The following is a 24,941-nucleotide window of genomic DNA, read 5'->3' as shown; positions in this document are numbered from 1 at the left end:
AGCCACCTGTGCCCTTCTTCGCGCTGCTCGCTTTGTTCTTGATGGGCAAGAGGCGACTTTGACCATCAAGGTAGCGGCGATGGGCGAGGACGTCCGTCTGCGGCCACATTTTTCGCTCGGCAGAGTGGTGCAGCTGGCGAAGGAGCTCTACGACATCGAGGCGACGGCCAGCGAGCTCCCCAGCGAGAGGGATCAGAACTTTTTGCTCACCGCCAGCAACGGGGAAAGGTTCGTTCTGAAAGTTGCCAACCCAGGAGTGTGGCGCCAGGTGTTAGCATGTCAGAACGAGGTCATGAGCAGACTCGCGCGGGAATGCATTCCTTGTCCCCGGCCGTTACCAACCCTGCACGGCGAGCTACTGAGCGAGGTTGCTGACGAGGAAGGTGAACCACATTTCGTCCGCTTGGTCACCTTCCTCCCCGGTACACCGTTTGCGCAGGCCAAGCCGCACACCCCTGCCCTTCTGCGCAGAATTGGCAGCCTGTTCGGCTCCATCGACCGCCTCTTGGCTTCGCTGAATTTTCCGGTGTTAGCACGGGAGCTGCCCTGGGACCTGCAGTGTGCGCCGGCCACCATTCGCAGGTACAAGGACGCCATCCTCGACGCGGGCAGGCGTTCTCTCGTCGATGGCTACCTGGAGCTCTTTGACCAGGTGGCGGACAAATTGTCGGCGTTGCGCAGGATGCTCGTCCACAACGACGGGAACGACTACAACGTCCTTGTCGGCCCTCCTGCCTGGGAGCGCGAAGTTGTGGGGGTGGTGGACTTTGGGGACATGGTGGTGAGTTACGCAGCGGCAGAGCCGGCTGTGGCTGCTGCCTATGCGATGCTCGGCAAGGAGGACCCGCTGGCCGCAGCAGCTGAGGTCATCGCCGGTTACCACAGCGTCTTCCCGCTGCAGGAAGAGGAGGTTGAACTCCTTTTCCCGCTGATGTGCATGCGCCTCTGCCTCAGCGTCTGCTTGGAGGCCCATCAGCGTGGGCTCGTGCCGGGGAACGAGTACTTGTCAGTCTCCGCCGAGCCGGCCTGGGAGCTGCTGGAGCGCCTCAAGCAGCTGCCTCCGCGCCTTGCCCTCTATCGGCTGCGCCACGCCTGTGGATATGCGCCGTGCCCGCAGGGGGATGCGGTGGCGAAATGGCTAGCAGAGAACCGCCACTTGGTGGGACCGGTGGTTGCGCCCGAGCTCATGGCCAATGCGGTCCTGATTGACTTTAGTGTCGGAGGCTGCAATGCTGGTGCCCCGCACCTGTGGCAGGATGTGGCCGCTTTCTCCAAGGCGCTCTTCGACAAGATTGCCGCCCGCCAGGGCAAGGTGGGACTGGGACGCTATGCCGAGGCCCGCCCCTTCTATACCAGTGCGCTCTTTGCCGGAAGTGAACCGCGTACCGTGCATCTGGGCGTGGACGCGTTCGTCCCGGCAGGGCAGCCGGTCCTGGCGCCGCTGGAAGGCACCGTGCTCAGTGTCCAGGACAACGCCGGTCCCTTGAACTATGGCCCCACCGTCATGCTCCAGCACGAAGCACAGGGAGAGCGGCCCAAGTTTTACACCCTGTACGGACATTTGAGCAGGAAGACCTTAACGAGCACAAAGCCCGGCAGGCGACTGAGACGTGGCGACATCCTTGGCTGGGTGGGAGAAAGCTGCGAAAACGGCGGATGGCCGCCCCACGTGCACGTGCAAGTGATCGCCGATTTGTTAGGGTATCACGGTGACTTTCCCGGGGTTGCTGCCCCGAGCCAGCGTGCGGTGTGGTTGAGCATCTGCCCGGACCCTTCGCCCCTTCTTGGCGGCCCCTTGCACGTCGCGGCGAAGGAAGGGCCTGGTACGACGGAGCTTCTCGCCAGGCGGCACCGGCACTTCTCGCCTGTGCTCAGCGTTGCCTACCGCCGGCCTCTGCACCTGGTGCGCGGTTACCGGCAGTTCCTCTACGACCAAGACGGCATCCCCTACTTGGACGCGGTCAACAACGTGCCGCATGTCGGGCACAGCCATCCGAAGGTGGTGGCTGCCGCGTGCCGGCAGCTGGCTCGCCTGAACACCAACACGCGCTACCTGTACGAAGAGCTGGTCAGCTACGCCGAGCGCCTGACCGCTCTGGTGCCGGAGCCGTTGCGCATCTGCTTCTTCGTCAACTCAGGCAGCGAGGCCAATGAATTGGCCCTGCGCCTGGCAGAGGCCTGCACCGGCGGTAGGGAGATTATCGTCCTTGATGGTGCCTACCATGGCAATACCACCTCCTTGATCGACATCAGCCCGTACAAGTTCAACGGCCCAGGCGGCCGGGGAGCACCTCCGCACGTGCATGTGGTTCCAACCCCAGATCCCTATCGAGGCCTCTATCGGCAAGGCCAGGCGGAGGTAGGCAAGAGGTACGCCCTGCATGTGCAGCAAGTGGTAGATGAGCTGCACGCCCGGGGAATCTCTCCCATCTTTATCTGTGAGTCGCTGATGGGATGCGCAGGACAGATCGTTCTGCCGCCGGGTTTTCTTGCGGAGGCCTACCGCGCGGTGCGCGAGGCCGGAGGAATCTGCATCGCAGACGAAGTGCAGGTGGGCTTTGCTCGCCTCGGTACGCACTTTTGGGGATTTCAGACGCAGGATGTGGTGCCGGACATCGTGACCCTGGGTAAGCCCATCGGCAATGGCTTCCCCTTGGGGGCAGTCATTACCACGCCCGAAGTGGCGGCAGCTTTTCACAGCGGCATGGAATACTTCAGCACCTATGGCGGAAACCCAGTCGCCTGTGCCGTGGGCCTTGCCGTGTTGGATGTCATCGCCGAGGAGCATCTCCAGGAAAATGCCCTTCGCGTGGGGACGAGGCTCAAGGCCGGGCTGGCGGAACTGACGGCGCGCCACACCATCATCGGTGACGTGCGCGGAATGGGCCTCTTCCTTGGGGTGGAACTGGTGCTGGACCGCGAGCGGCTCACTCCCGCCACGGAGCAGGCGGCCTACGTGGTGGAGAGGATGAAGGAGCTGGGGGTGCTCATCGGCCGGGATGGCCCCTCGGCAAATGTGCTGAAAATCAAGCCGCCGCTGGTCTTCTCTGAGGCCGATGCCGACAGGCTTGTGGCCACTCTTGACCGGGTGCTCGACGAGGATTTCGTCGTGGGCAGGTGAGGGCCGCAAAGCAGAACGGAGCCCTACGGTTGCTGCCGGAGAGGGCTCCGCTTCCTTGGAGTCTGCATGCTGCGGGGACGCAAGCTGCCTTCGCCCGCCACTTTTCTGGTCCCCATGCGGCGGCGTGTGGCGAGCTTATGCTGCCATTTTCTCCGCGAAGGAACCGACCGCGGCGCGCAGGGCCGACATTGAGCGCGTGAACACCGTCTTGAAACTTTCTGGTGGCGAACAGAAGAGTTCGATGCTGGCCCACACGTTGTCGCGCACCGGGAAGATCTTCGCCACCTTCGTCTCGGCGCTAGCCTGCAGGGCGGCCTGTTCCACCTTGAGGCGCTCCTCCTTGCTCTCGATGGGCCAGAAATTGGGGAAGACCAGGCGGAAAAATTCCTCGTCCCGCTCGTCGATGAGGATGGCGTACGTTCTCCCTTCCACCTTGAAAATCACGTCCCCGTCCTGGTCGATGGTGGGCGTGTAGCCTTCGCCAAGCAGGAAGCTTTCGTACATCTTTGCACGCTTCTTTTTGTCCATGGTTCTGCTCCTTCGGTTGTTCTTGCGGCATTTTCCCGCGTTTCCCGCCGAGCGCGTGCCCAGATGGCACCTATTGTACGCCAAGGCGGAAAGCAACGCATCGGGATTGCTGTCGCGGAGACGCAGGAATTGAGCTGGAATCTGTTCGCGCCCGAACTGTGAGCGACAGGGGAATGGGATATCGCACGCGGCACTGACACTCCTTCGTGCCGCGGGCGCGCCGCCTGGATGAACTGCCGCAAACCGACGGGAGCAGTGTTTCAGCGTGCTAAGGTCTCCGCTTGCTGGACCAATATGGCAAAAATCCTTGTCACCATCAAGCTCTTTTTTTGCCCAGCGGCATCTACACATGGGTCTTGGCGGGCACGGGCGAACGTCAGGGTGAGAAAGGTACCGTGGGCAATTGCGCCTCCCGGCGTGGCTGGGGCGACGCAAACCGAAGGTCGTCCTGAGGGCTGGCGGCGGAGCGTTCAGGGCTTTCCCTTTTGCCTTGCTTTTCTCCCAGGGATTTGTACATTAAGCCAGCGCTTTGACCACTGCAGGTGGCGGACAGAGTTGGTGCAGCCCCGGCCAAGCATAGTGCGAAGAGGAGCATGGCCATGAGTGCCTTAGCGTGCATGGGGGGCAAACCCGTCACGAGGGACCTGCTCGCCGGCTGTCGACTCCACAGGCGGCGTGGCTTAGAGCGCCGCTACCTTCTTCAGGCGTACGACAGCGGCGTCTGGGACGACTGGCCAGGAGTGGAGTCGATGGCGGCTCGCTTTCAACAGGAGTGGGCTGCCTTCCACGGCTCCGCCTATTGTGCGCTGGTGACCAACGGCACCCATGCCCTGCAGGTGGCGCTGGAGGCGCTGGACATCGGCGCCGGCGACGAAGTGATTGTCCCTGGCTTGACGTGGCAGGCCACCGCTGCTGCAGTGTGCGACGTCAACGCCGTGCCCGTGTTGGTGGACGTCCAGCCGGAGACCATGTGCAGCGATCCCGCTGCTGCGGAGCGGGCGATTACGCCCCGCACGCGCGCCATCATCGCTGTGCACCTGTACCATCGCCTGTCCGATTTGCGAGCCTTGGGGCACTTAGCAAAGAAGCACGGCCTCCATCTCATCGAAGACTGCGCGCACGTGCACGGATCGCAGTGGGAGGGCCGCGGTGTGGGTACCCTGGGGGTGTTCGGTTCGTTCAGCTTCCAAAGCTCTAAACTCATCACCGCCGGCGAGGGGGGCGCGCTCCTCACCCAGGACGCGACGCTGTACTGGAAGGCGGTCAGCCAGAGGTTGTGTGGCCGCGAGGCTCGACCAGGCATAAGGGTGCACAGCGGCAACTACCGGATGAGGTCGTTGCAGGCAGCGGTGCTGCGCGGGCAACTGGCGGCCCTGCGTCGCAATGCGCCTGTGCTCGATGACCATGGGCTGGCTTTGGACAAGGCGGTGGCCGAGGCTCCCGGGGTCAGACCACTGCGCCGCGATCCGCGCATTACGCGCATGTGCAGCTATGCCTTCGCCTTCCTGTACGACGCCGAGGCATTTGACGGTCTGGATGCAGCCCTGTTCCGACGAGCGCTGTCTGCCGAGTTGGGTCTCCCCTTCGATACCACCTATGCCCCTTTGAACCAAAGCGAGGTCTACTTCCCCCACACCAAGCGCCGACACCAGTTGAATAGTAGCTACGTGCGGGCCATCACGCCGGCGCGATGGGACCTTCCCGTGGCCGAAGAACTCTATCACCATCGTGCAGTGCTCACACCGTGGCGGATCCTGGCGTGCCCGCCTTCGAGAGCGCATTTGTTGACCGAGGCGATCGCCAAGATCCACAGCCATCGCCATGAGCTGCTCGCCGTGCAGAGGCGTGAGGAGGGGCGAGATGGAGATTGAGGAATTCTGGGCGCCGTACCAGGGCGCGGTATCGTTGACCTTTGACGACGGCACCGCTGACCAACTTGAGAAAGCGGTGCCCATTCTGGAGCAATTCGCCTTGCGTGGCACCTTCTACCTCAACCCCCATGGGGAGGACTGGGAAGCGCGCTGCGCGCCGTGGCGGGAGGTGGCAAGAAGAGGTCACGAGATTGGCAACCACACGCTGTCGCACCCATGTGCGTGCAACGTGGGCTCCCTGCCCAGGGCGCTCGAGTCCATGAGCCTTGAGGAAATTGAGACAGACATCAAAGCCGCACAAGCCCGCCTGCAGACGATTGCCCCGCATCAGAGGTATTGGACTTTTGCATATCCGTGTTCCTGTACCTTTGTGGGAAGGGGCAAAAAGCGTCAGAGCTATGTGCCGGTGGTGGCGCGCCACTTTCTGGCGGGACGCACGGTGGGCCAGTACGGATTCGGCAACTCGCCTGCCCTCGTGGACTTGGCGTGCGCGTGGGGATTGAGCGTCGAGAGGATGAGCGGCTTTGAGATGATTGGCTTGGTGGAAGAACTCACCGCGCGCGGGCAGTGGGTCATCCTGGTCTTTCATGAAATGGACGGAGAGAGGCTCACGGTCGGCAGCTACAACTTTCGCATGTTGCTGGGTTACCTGCGCCGTCGCGACAAGGCAGTGTGGACGGCGCCGGTGTTCGAGGTGGCAAAGCGCATCGCCGAGTTCCAGGCAATGCTGAGCAGCTACGCCGAAAACGAATAGACCTTGCACGGGAGGAATAGCCACGTGGAGACGCATGGGACACCACTGGTCAGAGAAGTCCAGCACTTCCGCCAGCCCTGGCTCTGGGCCATAGTGCTGCTCCTGGCCGGCTGGCGCTGGTACGTGTTGCTGGTCCAAGTGGTCATGGGCATCCGCGCGGGGGGTCACCCCGCGCCGGATGTGGTTGTGCTCATCCTCTGGCTTGTCTTCGGCGTGGGGCTGGTGGCGTTCTTTTGGTGGACAAGGCTGATTACCGAAGTCCGAGCCGATGGGCTGTACGTTCGCTTTGTACCTTTTCATCTCAAGTTCAAACGCCTGCCATATTCCCAGCTGGCGCGTTGGGCAGCTTGCACCTATCGTCCTATTCTGGATTACGGCGGTTGGGGCATCCGCTATGGGCGGAACGGGATGGCCTACAATGTGAGCGGCAATCGCGGCGTGCAACTGGAGTTCACGAGCGGCAAACGGCTGCTCATCGGCTCACAGCAGCCGGAAGTGATCGTGCGCGCCATGCAGGCGGCTTCAGGCAGGCGGTAGGTCACAAGGGCCGGCACTTCGGCCTGGGCGCGAGGACACAGCCGAGCGAGGTATGTCACGCGCGCCCCACAGCCTCGGCATTTGGCCAGGACGTGAGGAAAGTCCAAGGATGCGACTGTTTGGTGTCGACTATCGGGCGACGGACTATGTGATCATCGACCTGGAGGCCACCTGCTGGCAGGAACGTACCCCCCGCGAGCACAAGGAGACCATCGAGATCGGTGCGGTGCGCATGGACGGCGAGACGTTGCGGCCTTACGATGAGTTTGCCACCTTCGTGCGGCCGGTGGAGAACCCGGAGCTCAGTGACTTCTGTCGGCGCCTGACCCACATCCACCAGCGCCAGGTGGATGAAGCCCCGCTCTTCACGGTGGCCCTGGCGCAACTTGTGGAATGGCTTGGTCCGGATCCCGTGCTCTTTTGCTCATGGGGCACCTTCGATCGTACGCAGCTGCGCATCGATTGTCGGCGGCACGGCGTCCCCTTTCCAGAAGCGCTTTCCCAGCATGTTGACCTGAAGAGGGCCTTTGCCGAGTGGCGGCAGCACAAGCGCGTGGGGTTGAACAAGGCCCTCACGCTCTTGGGAATGTCGTTCGTCGGCACACCACATCGCGGCCTGCACGATGCGCGCAACGTGGCCCGCATTGCCCAGGTCATGTTCCCCGAGCTCCTGCGCAAGGGCTACTTTGCATTCTTGCCTGCACAGCGCCACGGGGCGGCCTGAAGCAGATTAGCCGAGGGCGCGATGCACCGCGACATGGGCAGGACGAAATCCAGAGCAGCCAGAGCGGCCGCATCCGACGGGCGGAAGAAACAGGCGCGCGTGGGTCTGGCCCGCGCCCTGTCCAAACTTGGCTACTGCTCGCGGAGCGTCGCCCGGACTTTGATAGCCGAAGGTCGCGTGCGGGTGGATGGCAAGGTCAAACGCGACCCGGAAGCGCCCGTGCTCCTGCAGCGCAACCTCATCGAAGTGGACGGCCAATTGGTCACCTCGGCGCCCCGCGTTTACCTGATGCTGAACAAGCCCAGAGGCCTTGTGACCACTGCTGCGGACGAACGTCAACGCGGCACTGTGTACGATTGCCTGGCCGGGGCGAAGCTACCGTTCGTCTCGCCGGTTGGCCGGCTGGACAAGGAGAGCGAGGGGCTTTTGCTCTTCACTAATGACCATGCCTGGGCCGCTGGTCTCTTGGACCCAGCCTCTGCAGTCTGGCGCACCTACCGCGTCGAGGTCAAGGGGGAGGTACAGGCGGGCCAGCTCCGCCTGATGCGCGCAGGGGTACGCGCCGTGCACGAAGAGGTTCTCTCAGTCAGGCGGGTGCGCGTAATCGGCCGGCAGGGGGGCAGCACGGAGTTGGAAGTTGTCTTGGACGAGGGGAAGAACCGCCACATCCGCCGTCTGCTCAGTGCGCTGGGCCTGGAGGTGCAGCGCCTGGTGCGCGTGGCGTTGGGGCCTCTCCGCCTCGGCGAGCTCAAGCCGGGCCAATGGCGCCACTTGACCAGAGGGGAGGTGCACACCTTAGCCAAGGCCATCGCGCCTCATCTGCGCGAGGGACTGTTTGAGTAGAGCTGCCGGCTGCTGCCGTAACAGGCTTGTCGTTGCGCGGGCCGCAATGCAGGCCAGGATGGAATGGAGGTGCATTGGCGGCAAAGTGCCCATGGCTGGGCGGGCTCCCGCGGGCTGCGAGTGCACTCTGAAAAAGGAGCTGGCGAACAGCAGCGCGTGCCTACGGGGCTGTCGGCTCGGGGTCGCTGCACCCAAGCGTAGCCCATCTAGTGGCAAAGGTCGGAGTTGTGACGTAGCGCAAAGAGGGGGCAAAGTGCGGCTCGGCAAGGCGGACTCAGCTCTTCGCCCGCGAGACCATCTCCCGCAGCGAGGCTGCGACGATGAGTGCCCCCACCCCGCCAAGGACGATGTAGACTGCCGGTGGCCAGGAGGAGGGCTCGCCCTGCGCGTAGGAGTGCAGACCGGTCAAGTAGTAGTTCACGCCGAAATAGGTCATCAGCACTGAGCCGAAGGCCAGCACCGCAGCGACAGAAAACAGCACCCGCCCTGCAAGCCGCCGCCCTTGGCGCAAGTGGATGACTACCGCGTAGGTGAGGATGGTGATCAGAGTCCAGGTCTCCTTGGGATCCCACCCCCAGTAGCGGCCCCAGCTGGCATTGGCCCACACAGAGCCAAACATCGTCCCTAACACAAGAAGTACAAAGCCCACCTTGAGCAGGCGCATGGTGTCGACGCTCAGCTCAGCAATGGCGTTGCCAAAGTGGGCCACAGCCTTGCCCGGGGAAAAGGCGCGCAGGGCGAGCCCTAACAGGGCGAGGGCCGCCGCGAGGCCGAGAAACCCGTAGCTGGCGGTGACTGTGGAAACGTGGATCACCAGCCACCTGGACTTGAGCACCGGCACCAGGGGCGTAATCTGCGGGTCCATGCCGCTGAGATGGGCCACAAACAGCGCAGCGGCCGCCAACAGAGAGGTGGCCGCAGGCAGCCACAAACTCCTCCGCGACAGGAGCAAGCCTGCCAGGGCCGCAGTCCAGGAGATGTAGACGGTGGTCTCGTAGCCGTTGCTCCACGGTGCGTGGCCGGATACGTACCAGCGCAAGGCCAGTCCGGCGCTGTGGCCCAGAAAGAACACAAGCAGAAGCAGGCGCGCGCCGACAAAGAAGCCGCGCCCGAATAGCCCTGGGCGCACAGTTGCCACAGTGGTCACAAGCAGCAGGACCAAGCCCGTCCCCAAGTAGATGAAAAGCAGGCGCTGGAACGGTTGCACACGGTTGAACAAGACCTCCGCCCCCAAGCGTCCGGCTGCGGGGATGAGCCCGGGCGCATGGCGTCGCTGGTAGTCCACAATGCGCTGCAGGGCCTGGTCTGCCTGTGGCCAGGAACCGTCCTGCGCCGCCTGGCGCGCGGCTTGGAGATAGGCCTGATAGATTGTCCGCACCTCGCCTGCCTTTTCTGCGCTGAGCTCTTGCTGCGCTTGAGCGTAGGAGAGCCAGCGCGCCGGCTGATCTGCATGCGGAAAGAGCCGCGGCAGCAGTCCCCGCAAGGCCATGTAGCAGATGCTGGCCCGCTCGTCTACCTTCAGCAGTTCGCGGTCGTGCCGGGTATGCTCCGCCGGCGACTTGTGGTGGACTGCCTGCAGCTCGCTTGTCAGGCGGTAGCGCCCGTCCCGGTCGAAAAAGTCCACAAAGCGCGCGTGCCGCTGGGTGGCTGGCAGGCCGAGGGTGCGTCGAACGTCCTCATCCTCCACATAAATCATCGGCACATGGCGCCACTGCTCAGGACGGGCCATCATGCCCAACAGGACCTCCGTGGCGGGCAGGCCCTGCGCCTTGCTTTCGAGGCTGACCTTGCGCACAATCTCGCGCGCAAAGGTGTCCATGGGCTTGCAACGGCCGTCCACATCCAGCACCGGCAGCCGAGCGAAAGCGCGCAGATGTGCCGCTTTGCCAGCCTCTGGCGCTTGCGGTCGCCTCGCGGGCAGCAAGATGCACAGGCAGATCAGAAGGACAATTGACACGCCGCTGTTCCCGGCGAGCTGAGGCGGAAAAGCCGCTTTTCGACGCCGCGCCACAGGCCACAGCAGCCATGCCAAAAGCCCACCTCCGAGCAGCACAAAGCCCGCGTACACGACTGGAACGCCTGGATCAACCGTCGCATTGAGCACGGTGCCCCGCTCATCGTCATCATAGGAGGCTTGGTAGAAACGGTAGCCGCGATAGCGCAGCGGGTGGTTCATGAACACTTCCGCCGGCCTTGCGGTGCCCCGCTCGTTGTCCACCACCACCACTTTGCTGATGAACATGGAAGGCCGATCAGACCCGGGGTAGCGCTCGATGAGAAAATCCGTCAGGCGCAACGCGAAAGGCATCGGCCAGGAGGCTGAGCCGAAAGAGAGAGCAACCGTCAGGCCGGCCAGGTGCACCGTTTGGGTGTCCGCGGCCGTACCGGCGCCCCCGAACAGGGTCACCACGCGGCGCTCGCCAGCGGCAGCCACTTCCACTTCCAGGGCCTGGGTGACATCCTGCTCATCCACCGCCGGTGTTACCTCTTTGGCCGGAACAGCAGCCAGGCGCGCATGGGGCAGATAGGAGCGCAAGGCAAGCTTCAGCTGGCCCACCGTGTAGAGGTGCAACGGGTGCACGGGGTGCTCGGCGTGGGCGGCCAGTGCCACCACCTCGGTCTGGCGCATGCCCGCCCTGGTGACCGGCTGGGTGGCGCAAAAAGTCAGCGAGTCACCGTGGGCAGCGAGGCGGAAGACCGGCAGGGTGTCTGTCACCACAGTGCCGCACGTCACTATGGCGTGTTCCAGTGGCACGACGTCGCCAGGTCGCAAGGCGAGGATGCGCCTGCGTTCGCCGTCGACGGCAGTCAAGAGCACAGCCGGCCCTCCTGTGGGGTCGGCCTCGATGCTCGGCACAGCCTCCGCCATGAAGCAAAGTGCGCGGGCGGTCAACTCCGCGTGCCCAAGCTTCACCCGCACGGAGAGGCGTGGCTTTCTGCGCGGAGAGAAGAAGGCCGGGACAGATCTGGTTACCGCGCGGTCGCCCTCGGCCACTGACACGGTAAGGTAGGCGCGGTCCGACATGACCTGCGCGGTGCTCTCCCCCTCGCGGATGTGGACAAACTCTTCGCGCCCAAAGTGCCTGGTGAGCGCCGCGCCAACCAGAATCACCACCACGCCCGTGTGAATGAGACCTGCGGGAACCTTGTCCGGGCGCCACCAATGGCGCTTCATAAAGTTCGCTAGCGCAGAAAGCGCGAGGATGGCCAGCAGGAGGGTGAACCACCAGGTTTCGTAGACCTCTGCGCGGGCCGCCTGGTGCCCCCAGGAGTTCTCAATGAAGGTCGCCACGCCACACGCCACGGCCACTACCACGGCGACGGCTGACATGGCGACCACCGAGGTCACCACACGGAGGAGTCTGTGCAGACCGGATCTCATGGCTCGTGGCCGGGCCTGAGGTCATTACCGCGCAGCGAGGGCCCTGGCCCCGGCACACGACTGACGTGCATGTGGCTCTTCATGCTTCAGAAGGCCGTGACCAGGCCCAGCACGAAGCGATTTCGCCTGTCCTCCAACAGGCGGTCATACTCTGCCAGCAAGCGCAGGTTGCGGGCGAGCAGGTAAGTGCCGCTCAGCGTGGCTGAGCGGTATCGTTCCAAGGGCGAGTCGACGTGGTTGTAGAGCGCGGTCAGGTACCATCGCGAGCGATCTAACTTGGGGGAATAGGTCAGCAGTGCCACGCCGCCGCGCATGGTGCGCCGTTCCTCCTGTTGCGCGAAGAACGGATTGGTGTCGCGGCGCTCAAGGTACTGCACATGCAGCTCCACCGGGCCCGCCTGCAGGTTCAGGTCCGGGCCGAAGTAGGTGATGGTGTTTGTGCTGCTTGTTCCTGACTGTTCCTTAGCGCGATAGAAAAAGCCGCCCAGGGTGAGTTGCTCGCCGATGCTCTGGTGAAGCGTGAGCCCGAAGTGGCGGTACTTGTCGTCGTCCAGCGAACCAGTCGGGCGTTGCTCCGGGCCGATGCCATTGCCGTTGGTGATGCTTGCCACCAGGTCAGTCCCGGTTTCTTCTATGCCGTAGGAGAGCATGATGCCTCGATCGTAGGTCAAATCGGTGACCGAACCGCCCGGCCGGAACTTGAAGACCTGATAGTCCTCGTAGGTCAGGCGCAACTCGCGCTTCATGAGCGGGTCGCATTTCTGGAACTGCCCCACTAACACATCGAGGCCTGTGCCGAACACGTTGTCAAAGTGGAGGTAGGCGTCCTCTATTCCGGCAATCTCTCCGGCCTCGGACATGAAAAAGTAGAAGTAGTAGCCGATGTTTTTGTACAGCGCGCCTCCGGAGAGCAGCTTGAGGCCATAAGGGACCTGCAGGTCACTGCGCACGGGCCAGTCCTGCTCGGCTACGGCGAAGGCGTCAAAGCGGACGGCCACCGGGAAGGTCTTGTTCACCCAGAGCAGCGGATCCCCTGCGGTCACATAGTCCCGTTCCTTCTCATTCTCCTTGATGATGAACCCTTGCCCGGCAAAGTCGTCGCCGTACGGCTTGGTGTGCGGGAAAGGCGAGTGGCAGGTGGTGCAGGAGAGATTGTAGCGCCGCGCAAATGCCGGAATGCCCTGCGCCGAGGGCGGCAGCAGCGCAGTGCCGGCAAGCAGCGCCACGACCATAATGGCCAAAAGGTCCGTTTTCATCTCACCTCCTTGGAAAGGCACAAAGCTACTGGCGGCTTTCACGGTCGCCCTCACTCGTAGACCTCGATCCAGGTGGTTGCCGAGTTGATGGGGATGATCTCGCTCTCCTCAGGCGGCACGCCCAAATAGTCGGCCACTGGCTTGACCAGCTTCTGGTAGTTGAGCTGTGCCTTGAAGACCACTTTGCCCACGGCCACTTCATCGGGGAGGTGCCAGGTGAAGGTCTCCGTCTTGGTCTCGCGCGGCCCGATGCGGTAGTCAACCCCTAACGACTTGGTGTTCCATTGCATGATGGTCATGCGCCCCTGAGGGTCGAAGTACGGCATGCGAAAGATGCGATCGCCGAGCGGCACGCCGTCGCGGGGCACACCCGGGAAAGTGGGGTCGCCTTTGGGCAGGCCCATGTCCTGATAGGCGAGCTCATCGGAGGCGATGGTGTACTCCTCGCCGGCGAACCCCTTGCGGTCAACGGGCAAGTGGTATTCCTTGCCGGCGGCGTCCACGGCGGTCACGTGCAACCAGGCGATGCGGTCCTCCACCGAGCCGGTGGGAAACTTGTGGCCGGGCTTGGCGCTGAACAATTGCACATGGATGACCACTGTGCCACCGCGCTCAACCTCGCGCTCCTCTGGGTGCATGCGCAACTCGATGGAGCTCGCCAACTTGCCTGGGTCATGTGCCCCGTGGAAGAGGTGCAGCGCAATGGTGTCTTCCTCTGCCATGGTCGCGTTGCGGCCCAGCGCCTTGGGCATGTGGCACCGCATGCAGGTGACGCCTTCCTTGCTGTAAGGCCCTTCTTTCCACTCCATTTGCGTGGACTTGACCCAGACGCCGTAGGGATTGCGCTCGTTGTGGCAGTTGGCGCAGAATTCTGTCTGGGCAAAGAGAGGCAGATACTGCGTCTCGTGGTGGGGCGAGGTGCGTCCCGGCTTGCGGCCATATTTGACCCGACCGGGCGAGGAGATGTAGCTGAAGTTGTGTGGTATCTGGCCCTCGTAGCCACGGATGGAGTGGCAGAGGTCACAGCTCACGCTCTCGTTGGCGCGGGAGTTGGCTGCAGGCCGCGGCGGCGGGACGTCGCCGGCCAGAAAGGCCAAGGGGGCGTGGCAGCCGTTACAGCCATCCACCACCGGCTTCAGTTCTGGCACCTTCGCCGCATGGGCGACCGCCAGGTCGAAGTACTCGATTTCGTCCCAGTGGTGGGTGTAGGCCTGTGACATCATGGCCTGGCGCCACTGCTGGTAGAAATCCCCGTGGCAGCTCTTGCACACCTCCGGCCGCTCGAACTGGTCGTACTTCTTGGTGCCCATGGCCTTGTCCCCGGAGGGGAGCGTCTGGGCCAGTACGCTGCCAATCTGCAGCAAGAGGATCGTGATCACCCAGAGCAGTCTCATGGCTTGTGTCTCCCTATCTGCTTCCTTTCCCCCTGTCCGGTGGCTCGGTGCCGCCGACTTGCCGTCGAACCTCATTCGACCTGTGAATTGTAGCAAACGTGCGCAAGAAAGTCAAGGGAAAAGACAACGTGTGGTGCAGGGATCACCTGCCTCCCCGATCACCCACTACAAGGGTGGCGAACCCCGTTGGATACCTCTGCCTCCGGGAACGAAATATGGGACCGCCACTGGGCCACATTCTCTACCCAAACACCGGCACAATCGCCCCGTGCACATCCCGTGCCGCGTCGGAGGCCAAGAAAAGGATCACCTCCGCTATGGACTGCGGCCTCACCCACTGGGAGAAGTCGGCATCGGGCATGGCGGCACGGTTGGCGGGCGTGTCGATGGTGCTGGGCACCACGGCATTGACGTTGATATGGTGCCTCTTCACTTCCGCTGCCAGGGACTGGGTGAAATTTTGCACTGCCGCCTTAGCCGCGGCGTAAGCGGCGACCTTGGCGCGACCTTGTAAGCCGGCTTGCGCGCCAACGGCAACCACCTTGCCGTAGCCCTGGCGGATCATCACCGGCACCACCTGCCGGCAGCAGAGGAAAGTGGACAAGACATTCAACCGCAGCATCTGTTCCCACTGGGCCAAGGTGGTCTCGGCAACTGGCACCCCGCCCAGGAACCCGCCCACCAGGTGCACGAGCACGTCGATGCGCCCGAACCGGCGCACGGCCTCCTCAACCATCTGCGCCACGCTTGCTTCCTCGAGCAGGTCGGCCTGCAAACCGTGAAGAGCCTGCTTCAGTTCGCCGAGAACTTCCTGGAGCGCCGCAAAGGTCTTTTCTTCCCTGTACGGCACCACGACGGTGGCCCCCTGCTCCAGAAAGATGCGTGTCACGTGCTGCCCCAATCCCCCAGTTCCGCCGGTGATAATGGCCACCTTGCCATTGAAGTCAGCCATGCGAGCACTCCTCCGCGTGTTGCGACCTGGACTTCGCTCATTTTGCCTTGCAGGCGCGATAGTCGGGGCTGCCGCTCACGGCGAGGATTTCACCAAAATAGACGCGGTGATAGTCGCCCCGAGGGTAGAGCGAGGCGATGGCGGCGTCGCCGAAACGTTCCGGCGCCAAGTCGTCCCAGTACATTTTGCGGCATTCGATGACCAAGTCGGCCTCGGCGAAGCATGGCGCGGCCACCACGCTGGCGGCCTGCGGCGTCAGTCCTGCCTCGGCGATTTTGTCACCATCGCGCCCGGACTTGCTCCCGAGCAGTTCGAGGGCTCCCCGGTAGGCCTCGGGAAAGGCGCACAAAGTAAAGGTGGGATAGCGCTCCATGAACCCATATGTGTAGCGAGAAGGCCTCACCACCACCTGCGCAAAGGGCCTATCCCACATCTGGCCGATGCTGCCCCAGGCTACGGTCATGCTGTTGAAGTGGCCTGCCCGAAAATCCCCAGAGGTGAGCAGGAGCCACCTGTTCGTCCACAGGTCAATCGCCTTGAGGCAGAGGTCGTCTGGAGGGATGGGCACACGCGCGTTCATGCATCTGCCTCCGGCAGTGCTTCGACAAAGGAAATGAGCTGGGCGGCGCGTTGCTGCACGGTTGCCGTTTCCGCCTCCACTTCTTTGACGAACTTGTTCTCCTCGTATTTGCCTATCACCGCCTCAAAGTCTCGGTCGCGTTCGTCCACGCTGCCGTCCAGGCCATAGCCGATGCGGCTGCGCTCGGAGAACTCTTTGCGCGCATCCTCCAGCACCAGGGCGTTGAAGCGCGCCACGCTCTCCTGCCACTTGCGCAGCATGTCCACGAGCTGCGCCTTGCTGAGGCGGGGGAAGGCCGTGCCCAACCTCTTCTCGATGAGGTCGACGCACCAACCCCAGGCCAGACCGTCATAGTCCTCGTGCAGGGCCTTGAGGCGGGTGCGCAACTCTTCCAGGCTGCGCACCTGGCCGGCAGTGACTGCGGCGATGAGCTTCTCCACAGCCTGTCGCGGGGCGAGCATGCCGGCCATGTCGATCCAGCGGCCGATGGCCTCAGGACGGGGTTTGTGCAGGGCGGCGAGCAGCTCCTGGTAGGAGCGAGCATCGCGATGGGCCTCAAGGCGCTTGGCGAGCTCCTCACCCAGGTAGATGTGCACGGCCATCTCGTACTGTTCTATCGCAGGTGGTATCTTGGCGCGCTTGATGTGCACGCCGGCGTACTGCGCGAACGGCTGCTCAGCAGGCGTTGCCGCCTCCAGTTCGCCCAGGCGTTCCATGCCCACAAGGATGCGGCCCACTGTGTACGGACTGAACAAGGCAAAGTTGATCAGGTCGCGTTTGTCCGGGTCGCGGCGCCGGTCGCGGCGCGGCCACTTGGCACTATCGCGACGCGTGCCCACCGTGCACAGGTTCATGGCCGGCATGAGCAGGCTCTTTCCCTCCGCCTCCAACATGTAGGAAAAGGGGAACTCGGAGGTGTCAAAGTTCGCATAGTGTTTGCCGATGACGCCGGTAAAGGCCCCGACGCGGCATGGCCACATCATGTAGGAAAAAGAACCTGTCTTTGCGCCCCGTCCCAAAATGCCCTGATGCACGGGGCCCAACTTGTACATGTGGTTGCTCTGGTTCGAGCCGCTGCCGGCGTTGTAGAAGGAGAACATGCCGGCAATGAGCAGGGTGGATTTGTGATGGGTGACAGTGTACGGGCCGGCGAAGACGCTCACCGCCTCGCCGTGGAAGCACTCACAGTTGGCGAAAAAGCCCGAGTTCTCCGCCGAGAACTGCTTGCCGATGCGCACGCCCTGGCCCACGACGCACTTGTCCACGATTGCCGCGCCGTCGATGTGGGCGCCGGAGAGCACGATGAACTTCTTAGCAATGACCCCCTGGCCGATAAGGACCGGGTCGTGCTCATTGCTCGCTATGGTCCCCTCTTCGAGGTGCAAGGCGCCCATTATCGTCGCGTGCGGGCCGATGGCCACGTTGCGAATGGTGAGGCAGTCGGTGATGCGCGCACCTTCGCCGATGGCACCCCGGTCGGACTTGGTTGCTGACACCTCCTGGTCGACAAGCTCGTACAGCTTAGCAATGAGCTCGTGGTTGTGGCGGTAGGTGACGATGAGGTAGGCGATCTGGGCCGTAATTCCCCGGAAGAGCGGTTTCTCCCGACCGCCTGCCTCGTTGAGTACCTGGATGCGCACACCGTTGCCAAAGGTTGTCTCGCCCGTGACCGTCAAGCAGCCCACATTCTCGATAGCCACCCGGTCGGCCACGTCGTAGCGGGCCAAGCTCCGCACATCGGCAATGTAGCAGTTGGCGCCGATGGTGCAATCCTGCAGCGAGGAGCGATAGACCCCGCACGGCTTTCGTATGCCTTCATGCAGGTCCACCCAGTCGTCGAAGGTGCCCAGACGCACGCGTCCTGCAAAGGTCGTCTGCTGCACGCAGCGGGGGTCAAAATCCGGCGCCACCTCCACGGCCCTCCAGTCCTCGGCGCGGCAGCCTTGTTTCTCTAAGAGGCGGATCTCTGCGGCGGAAAGGTTGCGATAAGGCATGGCTGAACCCTCTACTACAGCTCAGGCAGGGTGGCCAGCGCCTGTGCTTCGATGTCGCGGAAGTACTTGACGGTGCCCACGCGCAGCTCCATGGTGGCCTCCTCGTCGCAGGCGATGATGCCATGGGGGTGCAATTGCAACATGGAGACGGTCCACATGTGGTTGACGCCCTCTTCGACTGCCCTGCGCAAGGCCCGCGCCTTTGAGTAGCCGCTGACGATGATCAATACCTCGCGGGCGTCCATCACGGTTTTTACGCCAACGGTCAGCGCCGTCTTGGGGACCTTGTTCACGTCATTGTCGAAGAAGCGGGCGTTCGCCTTCCTCGTGTCCAGGGTCAAGGTCTTGATGCGGGTGCGCGAGCCGAGCGACGAGCCGGGCTCGTTGAAAGCGATGTGGCCGTCCGGTCCGATGCCCCCCAAGAAGAGGTCGATGCCCCCGACGCGCTGGATCTTAGCCTCGTACGCATCGCACTCCTTCTGGAGGTCGGGCGCGTTGCCGTTAAGGATGTTGATGTTGCCGCGGGGGATGTCGATGTGGTCGAAAAGGTGCTCGTACATGAAGCGGTGGTAGCTCTGTGGGTGGTCCTCAGCGAGCCCCACGTACTCATCCATGTTGAAGGTGATTACGTTCTTGAACGAGACCTTGCCCTCCTTGTGGAGCTGCACCAGGTGCCGGTAGGTGCCGATGGGCGACGAGCCGGTGGGCAGACCCAAGACAAACGGCTTTCTCTTTGTCGGCCTGGCGTGATTAATCTTGCTGGCCACGTAGTAGGCTACCCACTTGCTCAGCCTCTCATAGTCGTCGAAGATGAGAAGCCGCATAAGCCGTTCCTCCTTTGTTGTTGCTAATGCTGTCCTCCCTCGAACTGGAGAGAGGGAGGGACTGACAATTCCTCAAAGCGGTTCAGCTTAACGTTCTTGACGGTTTGTTCGGGACGAAAGACTCGTCCGTTCATGGCGATGTAGACGCCCTCGGGGAGGGTCTGCACGGCCATGATGGCGCAGCCGATATTGAACACGGCGTCGGTGAGGCGGAAGCGCGCGGGCTGCATGGCCCCGCTCAGAACAATGACTTTGTCGGGGATTCCCTGCAAGAGGCGCGCCGTTTCGATCATGGTGTCGGTGCCGTGGGTAATGACGAAGTGGCGGTGGACCTTGTCGCGCACGACCGCCTCCCGGATGAGCTGGCGGTCCTCCTCGGTCATGTCCAGGCTGTCCTTGCGCATGAGCTGCTCGATCTCATAGTCGAGCACTACGTTGGCCTCCTTGAGGACCTCGGCGATCTGTGGATCGCCCACCTGGAACTCGCTCTTCCGGTCGAAGTAAATCTTGTCGATGGTGCCACCTGTGGTGAGAATCTTGATCTTCATGCTCATTCTCTTGCTGACCTGCCAACCGTCACGTAAGAAGCGGGCCTATTTGCCCTGGGCCGTGCCGGAAAGAGGTCTCGACGTCGTCTCTTGGCATTGGTGCTGTTTCGCCGCAGGGCTTCCTCTTGGGCCCAGGCTTGCTCCCTCCCGGCGGCGGGGACGAGCATGTGCCTCTATAGGCCCGGGCACTTTCCAACCATTGCCTCAGACCCGGAGGGAACTGCACCGCCGGGGAGCCGCCTGTCCACGTGAGGCTTAGATTTTAGCAAAATCCTGCTTGATTATCAAGCGGAAAAAGAGTCTCCCGGGGCATCGTCACTACTGCCAGTAGAGGCGACGAAGATTCTGGCGGCGCCAAAGGCCAGGCTCTCCACACGCAGTACCGTGAAGCCTGCTTGCGCGAGGAGCCGGCTGAACTCCTGTGGTGCAGGGAAGGAGAAAATGGCGTCAGATAGATAGCGATAGGCGCGCCGCTGGCCAGAAAGCAACCCGGCGAGGGTGGGCATGACGTAGCGGCAATAGACCCGGAAGAGCAGGCGCAGTGGCGGCTTGTCAGGTACCCCAGCCTCCAGGATGACCAGCCGGCCGCCCGGCACCAGCACGCGCCGCGCTTCGCCGAGGGCTTGGAGGCGATCGGCAAAGTTGCGGATGGCAAACGCCATGGTGACCGCGCCGAAGAAACGGTTCTTGAACGGTAGGCTGTGAGCCATTGCCTGGCAGAAGTGGACGCAAACAGGCCGCCTGAGGGCCTTGACCTTCCGTCTGCCGCGCCACAGCATCTCTTCTGCCGCATCGATGCCCACGAGATGGTGGGGCGCGCTTGGCAGCCTGGACAGGGCCAATAGCTGGTCACCTGTTCCGGTGGCGACGTCCAGCACCCCAAGTCTTGCCAGCGAGCCGCACCAGGCGGCAGCCGTGCGGCGCCAGCCTTTGTCTTGCCCGAACGAGATGAGGCGATTGAGCAGGTCGTAACAGGGCGCGATGAGCCCAAAGAGCCCAGGAGGTGGGGTAACCCCTTGCCTGGTGCCCGATCGCTTGCATGCGCGGGGCAAGTGCTGCACCTTGTTTCTGCCTGCCTTCAGGGCGTGATTTGGCCGCTGTGGCTGAGGTGCAATGCAGACTCGCGCCACAGGTCGAGGCCGGAGCCCATCACCAGATCCGCCTTAAGGTCGTACTTGACCGGCTGCTTTGAGGTCAACCCCGAGAAAAGCGCTTGCCCCACTTTGACAAGGTCTACGGTCACTGGCACAGTAAAGTCGGCGGTTCCGTGCGCGGGGAGCTGCAGGTTCTGGAGGACGCCGTTAGCCGGAACCTCGTCGTGCAGGGTGAGCGCATAGCTGAGCTGGTTGATGTTGAACCCCAAGGAGTTGGGGTTGCGCACGCGCACGCGGAGCCCTATCTCGGCACTGGTCAGCCCTACCATTTTGGCGCTGACCCCTTCGACCGTCAACGCCGGCAGCTTGAGGAGCGGAACGCGATGGCTCACGTTCATGGGAAGTTTCTTGCGCCCCAGCACCGGGAGGTCACACCACAAATTGGCGGTTACTCCCAAGTCGGTGCTGTCCTGCGCGCGCAGGTTCTGCAGCGTATCGAAGAGCTCGGCGAAGCGTAGGGCGACGGGGACCTCCACCACGCTCTCTGCCTGGCCCTGCACGGTCAGCGCCTGTTCCTGGGTGCCAGAGAAAAGGGGCGTGCCCCCCAATTTGAGCTGGTAGTCGTAGCCAGCCAGCGTCAGAGCCACCGCATTGGGATTGTGCACGGCGACCTGCACGGCCAGGCCCAGTTGCTCGAAAGAAAGGGAGGTCAGACGCACCCCTCTTACCGTCGCAGTGGGCTCTTTCATGCCGATGGTCTTGAGGGCGGCGCAGCCGCTCAGCAGGCCTGAGGCTACCAAGGCCACCATGCCCGCTCGTGCTGCCCAAGGGCTCCGCGCCTGCTCGCTCCAGAGGCCACCAATAACGTGCCTGTACATGGCCAAACCCTCCCTTTTGCAAGTCCTCGGTCGTGAACTCCCCTTTGTGTGAGCGACACGCTTGTGGCCCCGCAGTCAGCGCAGACGGAGGCTGCCATCCTCCCGGGCGGCGAATCCCTCGCGCACCAGGGCGTCTGCGATGCGTGCCACGCGCTCCTCCGGTTGCTGCAACGCGGCGGCGAGGCCTGCTATGCTCAACTGCTCGCCGGCAAGAAGCAACCGCAACATTTGGCCCCGCACCTGGCGGTCGGAGCCGGCAAAGCCACTCTGTGGCCGGTAGGATGCACTACGCCGCGCCAGATTACCCGCCCTCTTCTTGAGCATCACCCCGTAATCCATCAGCGCAGAGTACCAGAGCCGGGGATTGCCCCGCTCCAGGGTGGCGGCGACCAGAGGGAGAATCTCCGCATCCGGCACCTTCTCTTCCTGCGGGAAGAAGAAATGGATGAACACAGTGCGAATGTTGGTCTCCACAAAGACCGTCGGCATATTGAAGGCAAAGGCGCAGATGGAAGCAGCCGTAGCCGGCCCTATGCCCGGCAAGGTCGCCAACAGGGCCTCATCGCGGGGGAGTGTTCCCCCGTGCTCTTTCACGAGCAGGTGGGCGGCTCGCTGGAGAGCGAGAGCTCGCCTGTTGTACCCTAAGCCCTGCCAGGCAGCTACCACCTCGGCCACCGTGGCGCCGGCCAGGGCGCGCAGAGAAGGGAACCGAGAAATGAACTCGGGATAGATGCGCAGCACGCGCTCCACCTGGGTCTGCTGCAACATCACCTCAGAGACGAGGATGTGGTAGGGCTCCGTGGTGCGTCGCCAGGGCAAGTCGCGCCCGTGGCGTCGATAGTAGGCCAAGATGACTTGCCGAAAATCGGCCACCTGCTTGGCGGAAAGCGGCGCGCCTGGACCGTTGCTGACTGGCGCATCAGAAGGTTGCAAGTCCAAACTCTCTCCGCTCATCTCATTGCACCACGATGAGGGCGCCTTCGCCCCGCTCGCGGACACGTCCCACGATGGCAGCCGTTGCTACACCGCGCTGGCGGAGCTCTTCCATCAGGCGCGGCACTTTCGCTTCGGCCACGGCGATGAGCAGGCCGCCGGAGGTCTGGGCATCGTTGAGCACTAAACGCTGGCTCTGGGAAACGTGCGAAGCATAGCTCACCTGTGGAGCAGTGAAGCGCTCATTGTCCTTGCTGCCGCCTGGCACTACGCCGGCGGTGGCCAGCTCCATTACGCCGGGCAAGATGGGTACCTCCGCGGCAAGAAGCTCAGCCGCTGTCTGCGAACCGTTCATCATCTCCAAGAGGTGGCCCAGCAACCCAAATCCCGTGACGTCGGTACAGGCGTGCACGCCCACGGTCATCATGGCCTCGGCCGCCGCGCGATTCAGTTCCACCATGGTGCGGTAGAGCAGCTCGGCCTGCTCCTTCGACAAGAGTCCCTGCTTGAGGGCAGTGGAGAGGATGCCGGTGCCCAAGGGCTTGGTCAAGACGAGCACGTCACCGGCTCTTGCGCCGCGGTTGGTGACCACCGCGCGCGGGTCAACTACCCCGGTCACTGCCAGGCCGAATTTCGGCTCGGTGTCATCGACGGTGTGCCCGCCGACGATGGCGATTCCCGCCTGCTCGGCCACTGCGGCGGCCCCGCGCAGGATGTGCTGCAGCACTTCCAACGGCAAGCGATTGCTGGGAAAGCCCACCACATTGAGGGCAAAGAGCGGCTTAGCGCCCATGGCGTAGGTGTCGCTGAGGGAATTCGCTGCGGCAATAGCCCCGAACTGGAAGGGGTCGTCCACGACTGGCGTGAAAAAGTCGACCGTTTGCACCAGCGCAGTGTGCTCGTCAATTCTGTAGACGGCGGCATCGTCGGAGGTCTCCGGGCCGACCAGCACGTTGGGGTCGGTAGGCAGAGGCATGCTGCGCAGCACCTGCTCCAAAAGCTGTGGCCGGAGCTTGCAGGCGCAGCCGAGCCCATGGGTGAAGCGAGTGAGGCGCACCTCTTCGCCGGCAGAGACCACCACGGGCCTGCGCGCCGAGAGGCGTTCCACCACCGACACCACTTGCTCCACTGCCTGGTCGATTTGGGCGGCAGTCGTGTAGCGTCCAGTGGAGAAGCGGATGGTGCCCATGGCATAGTCGGTTGGCACGGCCATAGCGCGCAGCACGTGAGAAATCTCCACACTGTCGCTGTGGCAGGCGGCACCAGCCGAAGCAGCCACCCCGGTGAGCTCTGCCAAAATGGTATTTGCCTCAAGACCTGGGAAGCTGATGCTCGCCGTGTTGGGCAAGCGTTGCTCAGGGTGGCCGTTCACGCGCAGCTGGGGGAGGCGCCTGACGAGCTCCTTCTCCAACCTGTCGCGCATGGCACGCATGTGCGCCGCGTAGGTCGGCAGGTGCTGTTCCACCAAGGCACACGCCTCGCCGAGCCCCACGATTTCCACGACGTTCTCCGTGCCCGGTCGACGATTCAGCTCCTGGCCGGCGCCGTGCATGAACTTGGCAAGGTCCACGCCGGTGCGCACGCAGAGCGCGCCGACGCCTTTTGGTGCATACAACTTGTGCCCAGCCACCGACAGGAGGTCGACTCCCAGTTCGTCGACCTTCACGGGTATCTTGCCCACGGATTGCGCGCAATCGCTATGCACCAGCACGCCGTGGCGATGGGCGACCTCGGCGATGGCCGCAATCGGCTCTATGGTGCCCACTTCGTTGTTGGCGTGCATGATGGTCACCAGCACCGTCTGCGGAGTGATGGCCTGTTCCAGCTGCGCCACGTCCACTAGGCCGTCCTGGTCGACCGGCAGGTAGGTGACCGTGTAACCCTGCCTCTCCAAGAACCGGCAGACCTCGGTCACTGCTGGGTGCTCCACCTGTGAGGTGATGATGTGGTGCCCCTTGTGCCGATGGGCGTAAGCCACGCCGAGGATGGCCATGTTGTTGGACTCTGTGCCGCCGGAGGTGAAAATGACCTCCTCCGCCCGGCAGCCCAGCATTGCGGCCACCTGTGCCCGGGCGCGTTCGACGCCCTTCTTGGCGGCCACGCCGTAGGCATGGGCACTGGACGGGTTGCCAAAGTCGCGCTGGATGTACGGCAGCATCGCCTGTGCCACTGCCGGGTCGATGGGAGTGGTGGCGTTGTTGTCGAGGTAGATGGGGAGGTGCTCTTGATTCATGACCAACTCAGCTGCACATGTGGCCGACTTACCCCCTCAGCTGGCCGGGTGCGCCGTGAACTGCTTCACGGGGAGAGAAAGCTCCATTCCTGCGGCTAACCAGCATCGAAGGCCGCGTCACACGCCGGCCAGGGGCGAGCCGGTCACTTTCTTGCAAACCCATTCCAGAGAAAGTCGCCTTGGTGCGTGGCGAGCTCATCCGAAGCGGTAGTGCTTGCGCACGTCCTTGTGGATCTTCCAGGTGCAGGACATCCCTTGCGGGAAGACGACCAGGTCGCCCTTGCCAATCTTGACCGGCTCGCCGCCCTCCGGGGTGACGGTCACCTCGCCTTCCAGGAAGTAGCACGTCTCTTGTTCCTCATAGAACCACGGAAACTCGGAAGCCTCTCTTGTCCAGATGGGCCACCTCTTCACGCCCAGCTTCTCCAGGGTTTCTGGAGCAGGATTGTGGGTCACGGAGATTGTGCTCATCTTTCCTCCATCTTGCTCACTGGG

Annotated in this window: 20 protein-coding genes; 6 read left to right on the top strand and 14 right to left on the bottom strand. The window is 63.1% G+C overall.

The annotated features are described in order from the left end of the window. The first annotated feature begins 58 nt into the window (after positions 1–58). The gene (locus NUW13_05360) at positions 59–3,121 is read left to right on the top strand and encodes an aminotransferase class III-fold pyridoxal phosphate-dependent enzyme (GenBank protein ID MCR4438454.1); all 3,063 of its coding nucleotides are present in this window, start codon (positions 59–61) and stop codon (positions 3,119–3,121) included. 135 nt (positions 3,122–3,256) lie between these two features. Here the strand turns inward: NUW13_05360 and NUW13_05355 are convergent, their stop codons facing one another. Continuing rightward, positions 3,257–3,649 (bottom strand): hypothetical protein, encoded by a 393-nt coding sequence (locus NUW13_05355; protein ID MCR4438453.1) that lies wholly within the window; start codon positions 3,647–3,649, stop codon positions 3,257–3,259. A gap of 599 nt (positions 3,650–4,248) precedes the next feature. On the opposite strand from NUW13_05355, the gene NUW13_05350 reads away from it, so the two are divergent. The 5 genes from NUW13_05350 (at position 4,249) to NUW13_05330 (ending at position 8,378) form a co-directional block, all read left to right on the top strand. Then, positions 4,249–5,520 (top strand): aminotransferase class I/II-fold pyridoxal phosphate-dependent enzyme, encoded by a 1,272-nt coding sequence (locus NUW13_05350; GenBank protein ID MCR4438452.1) that lies wholly within the window; start codon positions 4,249–4,251, stop codon positions 5,518–5,520. Next, the gene (locus tag NUW13_05345) at positions 5,510–6,274 is read left to right on the top strand and encodes a polysaccharide deacetylase family protein (GenBank protein ID MCR4438451.1); all 765 of its coding nucleotides are present in this window, start codon (positions 5,510–5,512) and stop codon (positions 6,272–6,274) included. The genes NUW13_05350 and NUW13_05345 overlap by 11 nt, the downstream gene beginning before the upstream one ends. 24 nt (positions 6,275–6,298) lie before the next feature. Next, positions 6,299–6,811 carry a DUF6141 family protein gene (locus tag NUW13_05340; GenBank protein MCR4438450.1) on the top strand — a complete coding sequence of 171 codons (513 nt, stop codon included), beginning with the start codon at positions 6,299–6,301 and terminating at the stop codon, positions 6,809–6,811. Between the two features lie 109 nt (positions 6,812–6,920). Further along, positions 6,921–7,535 (top strand): exonuclease domain-containing protein, encoded by a 615-nt coding sequence (locus NUW13_05335; GenBank protein MCR4438449.1) that lies wholly within the window; start codon positions 6,921–6,923, stop codon positions 7,533–7,535. A gap of 21 nt (positions 7,536–7,556) precedes the next feature. Then, positions 7,557–8,378 carry an rRNA pseudouridine synthase gene (locus NUW13_05330; protein ID MCR4438448.1) on the top strand — a complete coding sequence of 274 codons (822 nt, stop codon included), beginning with the start codon at positions 7,557–7,559 and terminating at the stop codon, positions 8,376–8,378. 274 nt (positions 8,379–8,652) lie between these two features. Here the strand turns inward: NUW13_05330 and ccsA are convergent, their stop codons facing one another. From ccsA to NUW13_05265, 13 genes are all read right to left on the bottom strand, one after another. After that, positions 8,653–11,709: a cytochrome c biogenesis protein CcsA gene (gene ccsA / locus NUW13_05325; protein ID MCR4438447.1), complete on the bottom strand. Its 3,057-nt coding sequence runs from the start codon at positions 11,707–11,709 to the stop codon at positions 8,653–8,655. 137 nt (positions 11,710–11,846) lie between these two features. Beyond that, entirely contained in the window at positions 11,847–13,016 is a 1,170-nt protein-coding gene (locus tag NUW13_05320) for a hypothetical protein (protein ID MCR4438446.1), read from the bottom strand. A gap of 50 nt (positions 13,017–13,066) precedes the next feature. Next, positions 13,067–14,410: a hypothetical protein gene (locus NUW13_05315; protein MCR4438445.1), complete on the bottom strand. Its 1,344-nt coding sequence runs from the start codon at positions 14,408–14,410 to the stop codon at positions 13,067–13,069. 241 nt (positions 14,411–14,651) lie between these two features. Further along, positions 14,652–15,362, bottom strand: coding sequence for an SDR family oxidoreductase (locus NUW13_05310; protein ID MCR4438444.1), 711 nt, complete (start codon positions 15,360–15,362; stop codon positions 14,652–14,654). A gap of 37 nt (positions 15,363–15,399) precedes the next feature. Further along, positions 15,400–15,942, bottom strand: a complete 543-nt coding sequence (locus tag NUW13_05305) for a flavin reductase (GenBank protein MCR4438443.1) — start codon at positions 15,940–15,942, stop codon at positions 15,400–15,402. Further along, positions 15,939–17,936: a DUF4954 family protein gene (locus tag NUW13_05300; GenBank protein ID MCR4438442.1), complete on the bottom strand. Its 1,998-nt coding sequence runs from the start codon at positions 17,934–17,936 to the stop codon at positions 15,939–15,941. The genes NUW13_05305 and NUW13_05300 overlap by 4 nt, the downstream gene beginning before the upstream one ends. A gap of 14 nt (positions 17,937–17,950) precedes the next feature. Beyond that, positions 17,951–18,760: a glucosamine-6-phosphate deaminase gene (nagB, locus tag NUW13_05295; protein MCR4438441.1), complete on the bottom strand. Its 810-nt coding sequence runs from the start codon at positions 18,758–18,760 to the stop codon at positions 17,951–17,953. 23 nt (positions 18,761–18,783) lie between these two features. Beyond that, on the bottom strand, positions 18,784–19,308 hold the full coding sequence (locus tag NUW13_05290; GenBank protein MCR4438440.1) for an asparaginase domain-containing protein: 525 nt from the start codon (positions 19,306–19,308) through the stop codon (positions 18,784–18,786). Positions 19,309–19,592: 284 nt separating this feature from the next. After that, entirely contained in the window at positions 19,593–20,369 is a 777-nt protein-coding gene (locus NUW13_05285; protein MCR4438439.1) for a ubiquinone/menaquinone biosynthesis methyltransferase, read from the bottom strand. A gap of 17 nt (positions 20,370–20,386) precedes the next feature. Next, a complete protein-coding gene (locus NUW13_05280) occupies positions 20,387–21,280 on the bottom strand; it encodes an LEA type 2 family protein (protein ID MCR4438438.1) in 894 nt (297 codons plus the stop codon). Between the two features lie 75 nt (positions 21,281–21,355). Further along, positions 21,356–22,234, bottom strand: a complete 879-nt coding sequence (locus NUW13_05275) for an A/G-specific adenine glycosylase (protein ID MCR4438437.1) — start codon at positions 22,232–22,234, stop codon at positions 21,356–21,358. 1 nt (position 22,235) lies between these two features. Continuing rightward, positions 22,236–24,446, bottom strand: a complete 2,211-nt coding sequence (selD, locus tag NUW13_05270; protein MCR4438436.1) for a selenide, water dikinase SelD — start codon at positions 24,444–24,446, stop codon at positions 22,236–22,238. Between the two features lie 195 nt (positions 24,447–24,641). Beyond that, a complete protein-coding gene (locus NUW13_05265; protein MCR4438435.1) occupies positions 24,642–24,917 on the bottom strand; it encodes a cupin domain-containing protein in 276 nt (91 codons plus the stop codon). Positions 24,918–24,941: the final 24 nt, after the last annotated feature.

This window comes from candidate division KSB1 bacterium (assembly GCA_024655945.1).
Lineage (GTDB): Bacteria > Zhuqueibacterota > Zhuqueibacteria > JANLFK01 > Oleimicrobiaceae > Oleimicrobium.
Note: the sequence above shows the minus strand (reverse complement) of the source record. Positions and strands in the feature narration are given on the sequence as shown.

Bases quoted from the DNA above. Each gene is read 5' to 3' on its own strand.
- NUW13_05310 (MCR4438444.1), bottom strand. From the start codon at position 15,362: ATGGCTGACTTCAATGGCAAGGTGGCCATTATCACCGGCGGAACTGGG.
- NUW13_05330 (MCR4438448.1), top strand. From the start codon at position 7,557: ATGCACCGCGACATGGGCAGGACGAAATCCAGAGCAGCCAGAGCGGCC.
- NUW13_05300 (MCR4438442.1), bottom strand. From the start codon at position 17,936: ATGCCTTATCGCAACCTTTCCGCCGCAGAGATCCGCCTCTTAGAGAAA.
- NUW13_05305 (MCR4438443.1), bottom strand. From the start codon at position 15,942: ATGAACGCGCGTGTGCCCATCCCTCCAGACGACCTCTGCCTCAAGGCG.
- NUW13_05280 (MCR4438438.1), bottom strand. From the start codon at position 21,280: ATGTACAGGCACGTTATTGGTGGCCTCTGGAGCGAGCAGGCGCGGAGC.
- NUW13_05315 (MCR4438445.1), bottom strand. From the start codon at position 14,410: ATGAGACTGCTCTGGGTGATCACGATCCTCTTGCTGCAGATTGGCAGC.
- NUW13_05265 (MCR4438435.1), bottom strand. From the start codon at position 24,917: ATGAGCACAATCTCCGTGACCCACAATCCTGCTCCAGAAACCCTGGAG.
- nagB (MCR4438441.1), bottom strand. From the start codon at position 18,760: ATGCGGCTTCTCATCTTCGACGACTATGAGAGGCTGAGCAAGTGGGTA.
- NUW13_05320 (MCR4438446.1), bottom strand. From the start codon at position 13,016: ATGAAAACGGACCTTTTGGCCATTATGGTCGTGGCGCTGCTTGCCGGC.
- NUW13_05355 (MCR4438453.1), bottom strand. From the start codon at position 3,649: ATGGACAAAAAGAAGCGTGCAAAGATGTACGAAAGCTTCCTGCTTGGC.
- NUW13_05345 (MCR4438451.1), top strand. From the start codon at position 5,510: ATGGAGATTGAGGAATTCTGGGCGCCGTACCAGGGCGCGGTATCGTTG.
- selD (MCR4438436.1), bottom strand. From the start codon at position 24,446: ATGAATCAAGAGCACCTCCCCATCTACCTCGACAACAACGCCACCACT.
- NUW13_05335 (MCR4438449.1), top strand. From the start codon at position 6,921: ATGCGACTGTTTGGTGTCGACTATCGGGCGACGGACTATGTGATCATC.
- NUW13_05350 (MCR4438452.1), top strand. From the start codon at position 4,249: ATGAGTGCCTTAGCGTGCATGGGGGGCAAACCCGTCACGAGGGACCTG.
- ccsA (MCR4438447.1), bottom strand. From the start codon at position 11,709: ATGTCAGCCGTCGCCGTGGTAGTGGCCGTGGCGTGTGGCGTGGCGACC.
- NUW13_05275 (MCR4438437.1), bottom strand. From the start codon at position 22,234: ATGAGCGGAGAGAGTTTGGACTTGCAACCTTCTGATGCGCCAGTCAGC.
- NUW13_05290 (MCR4438440.1), bottom strand. From the start codon at position 19,308: ATGAAGATCAAGATTCTCACCACAGGTGGCACCATCGACAAGATTTAC.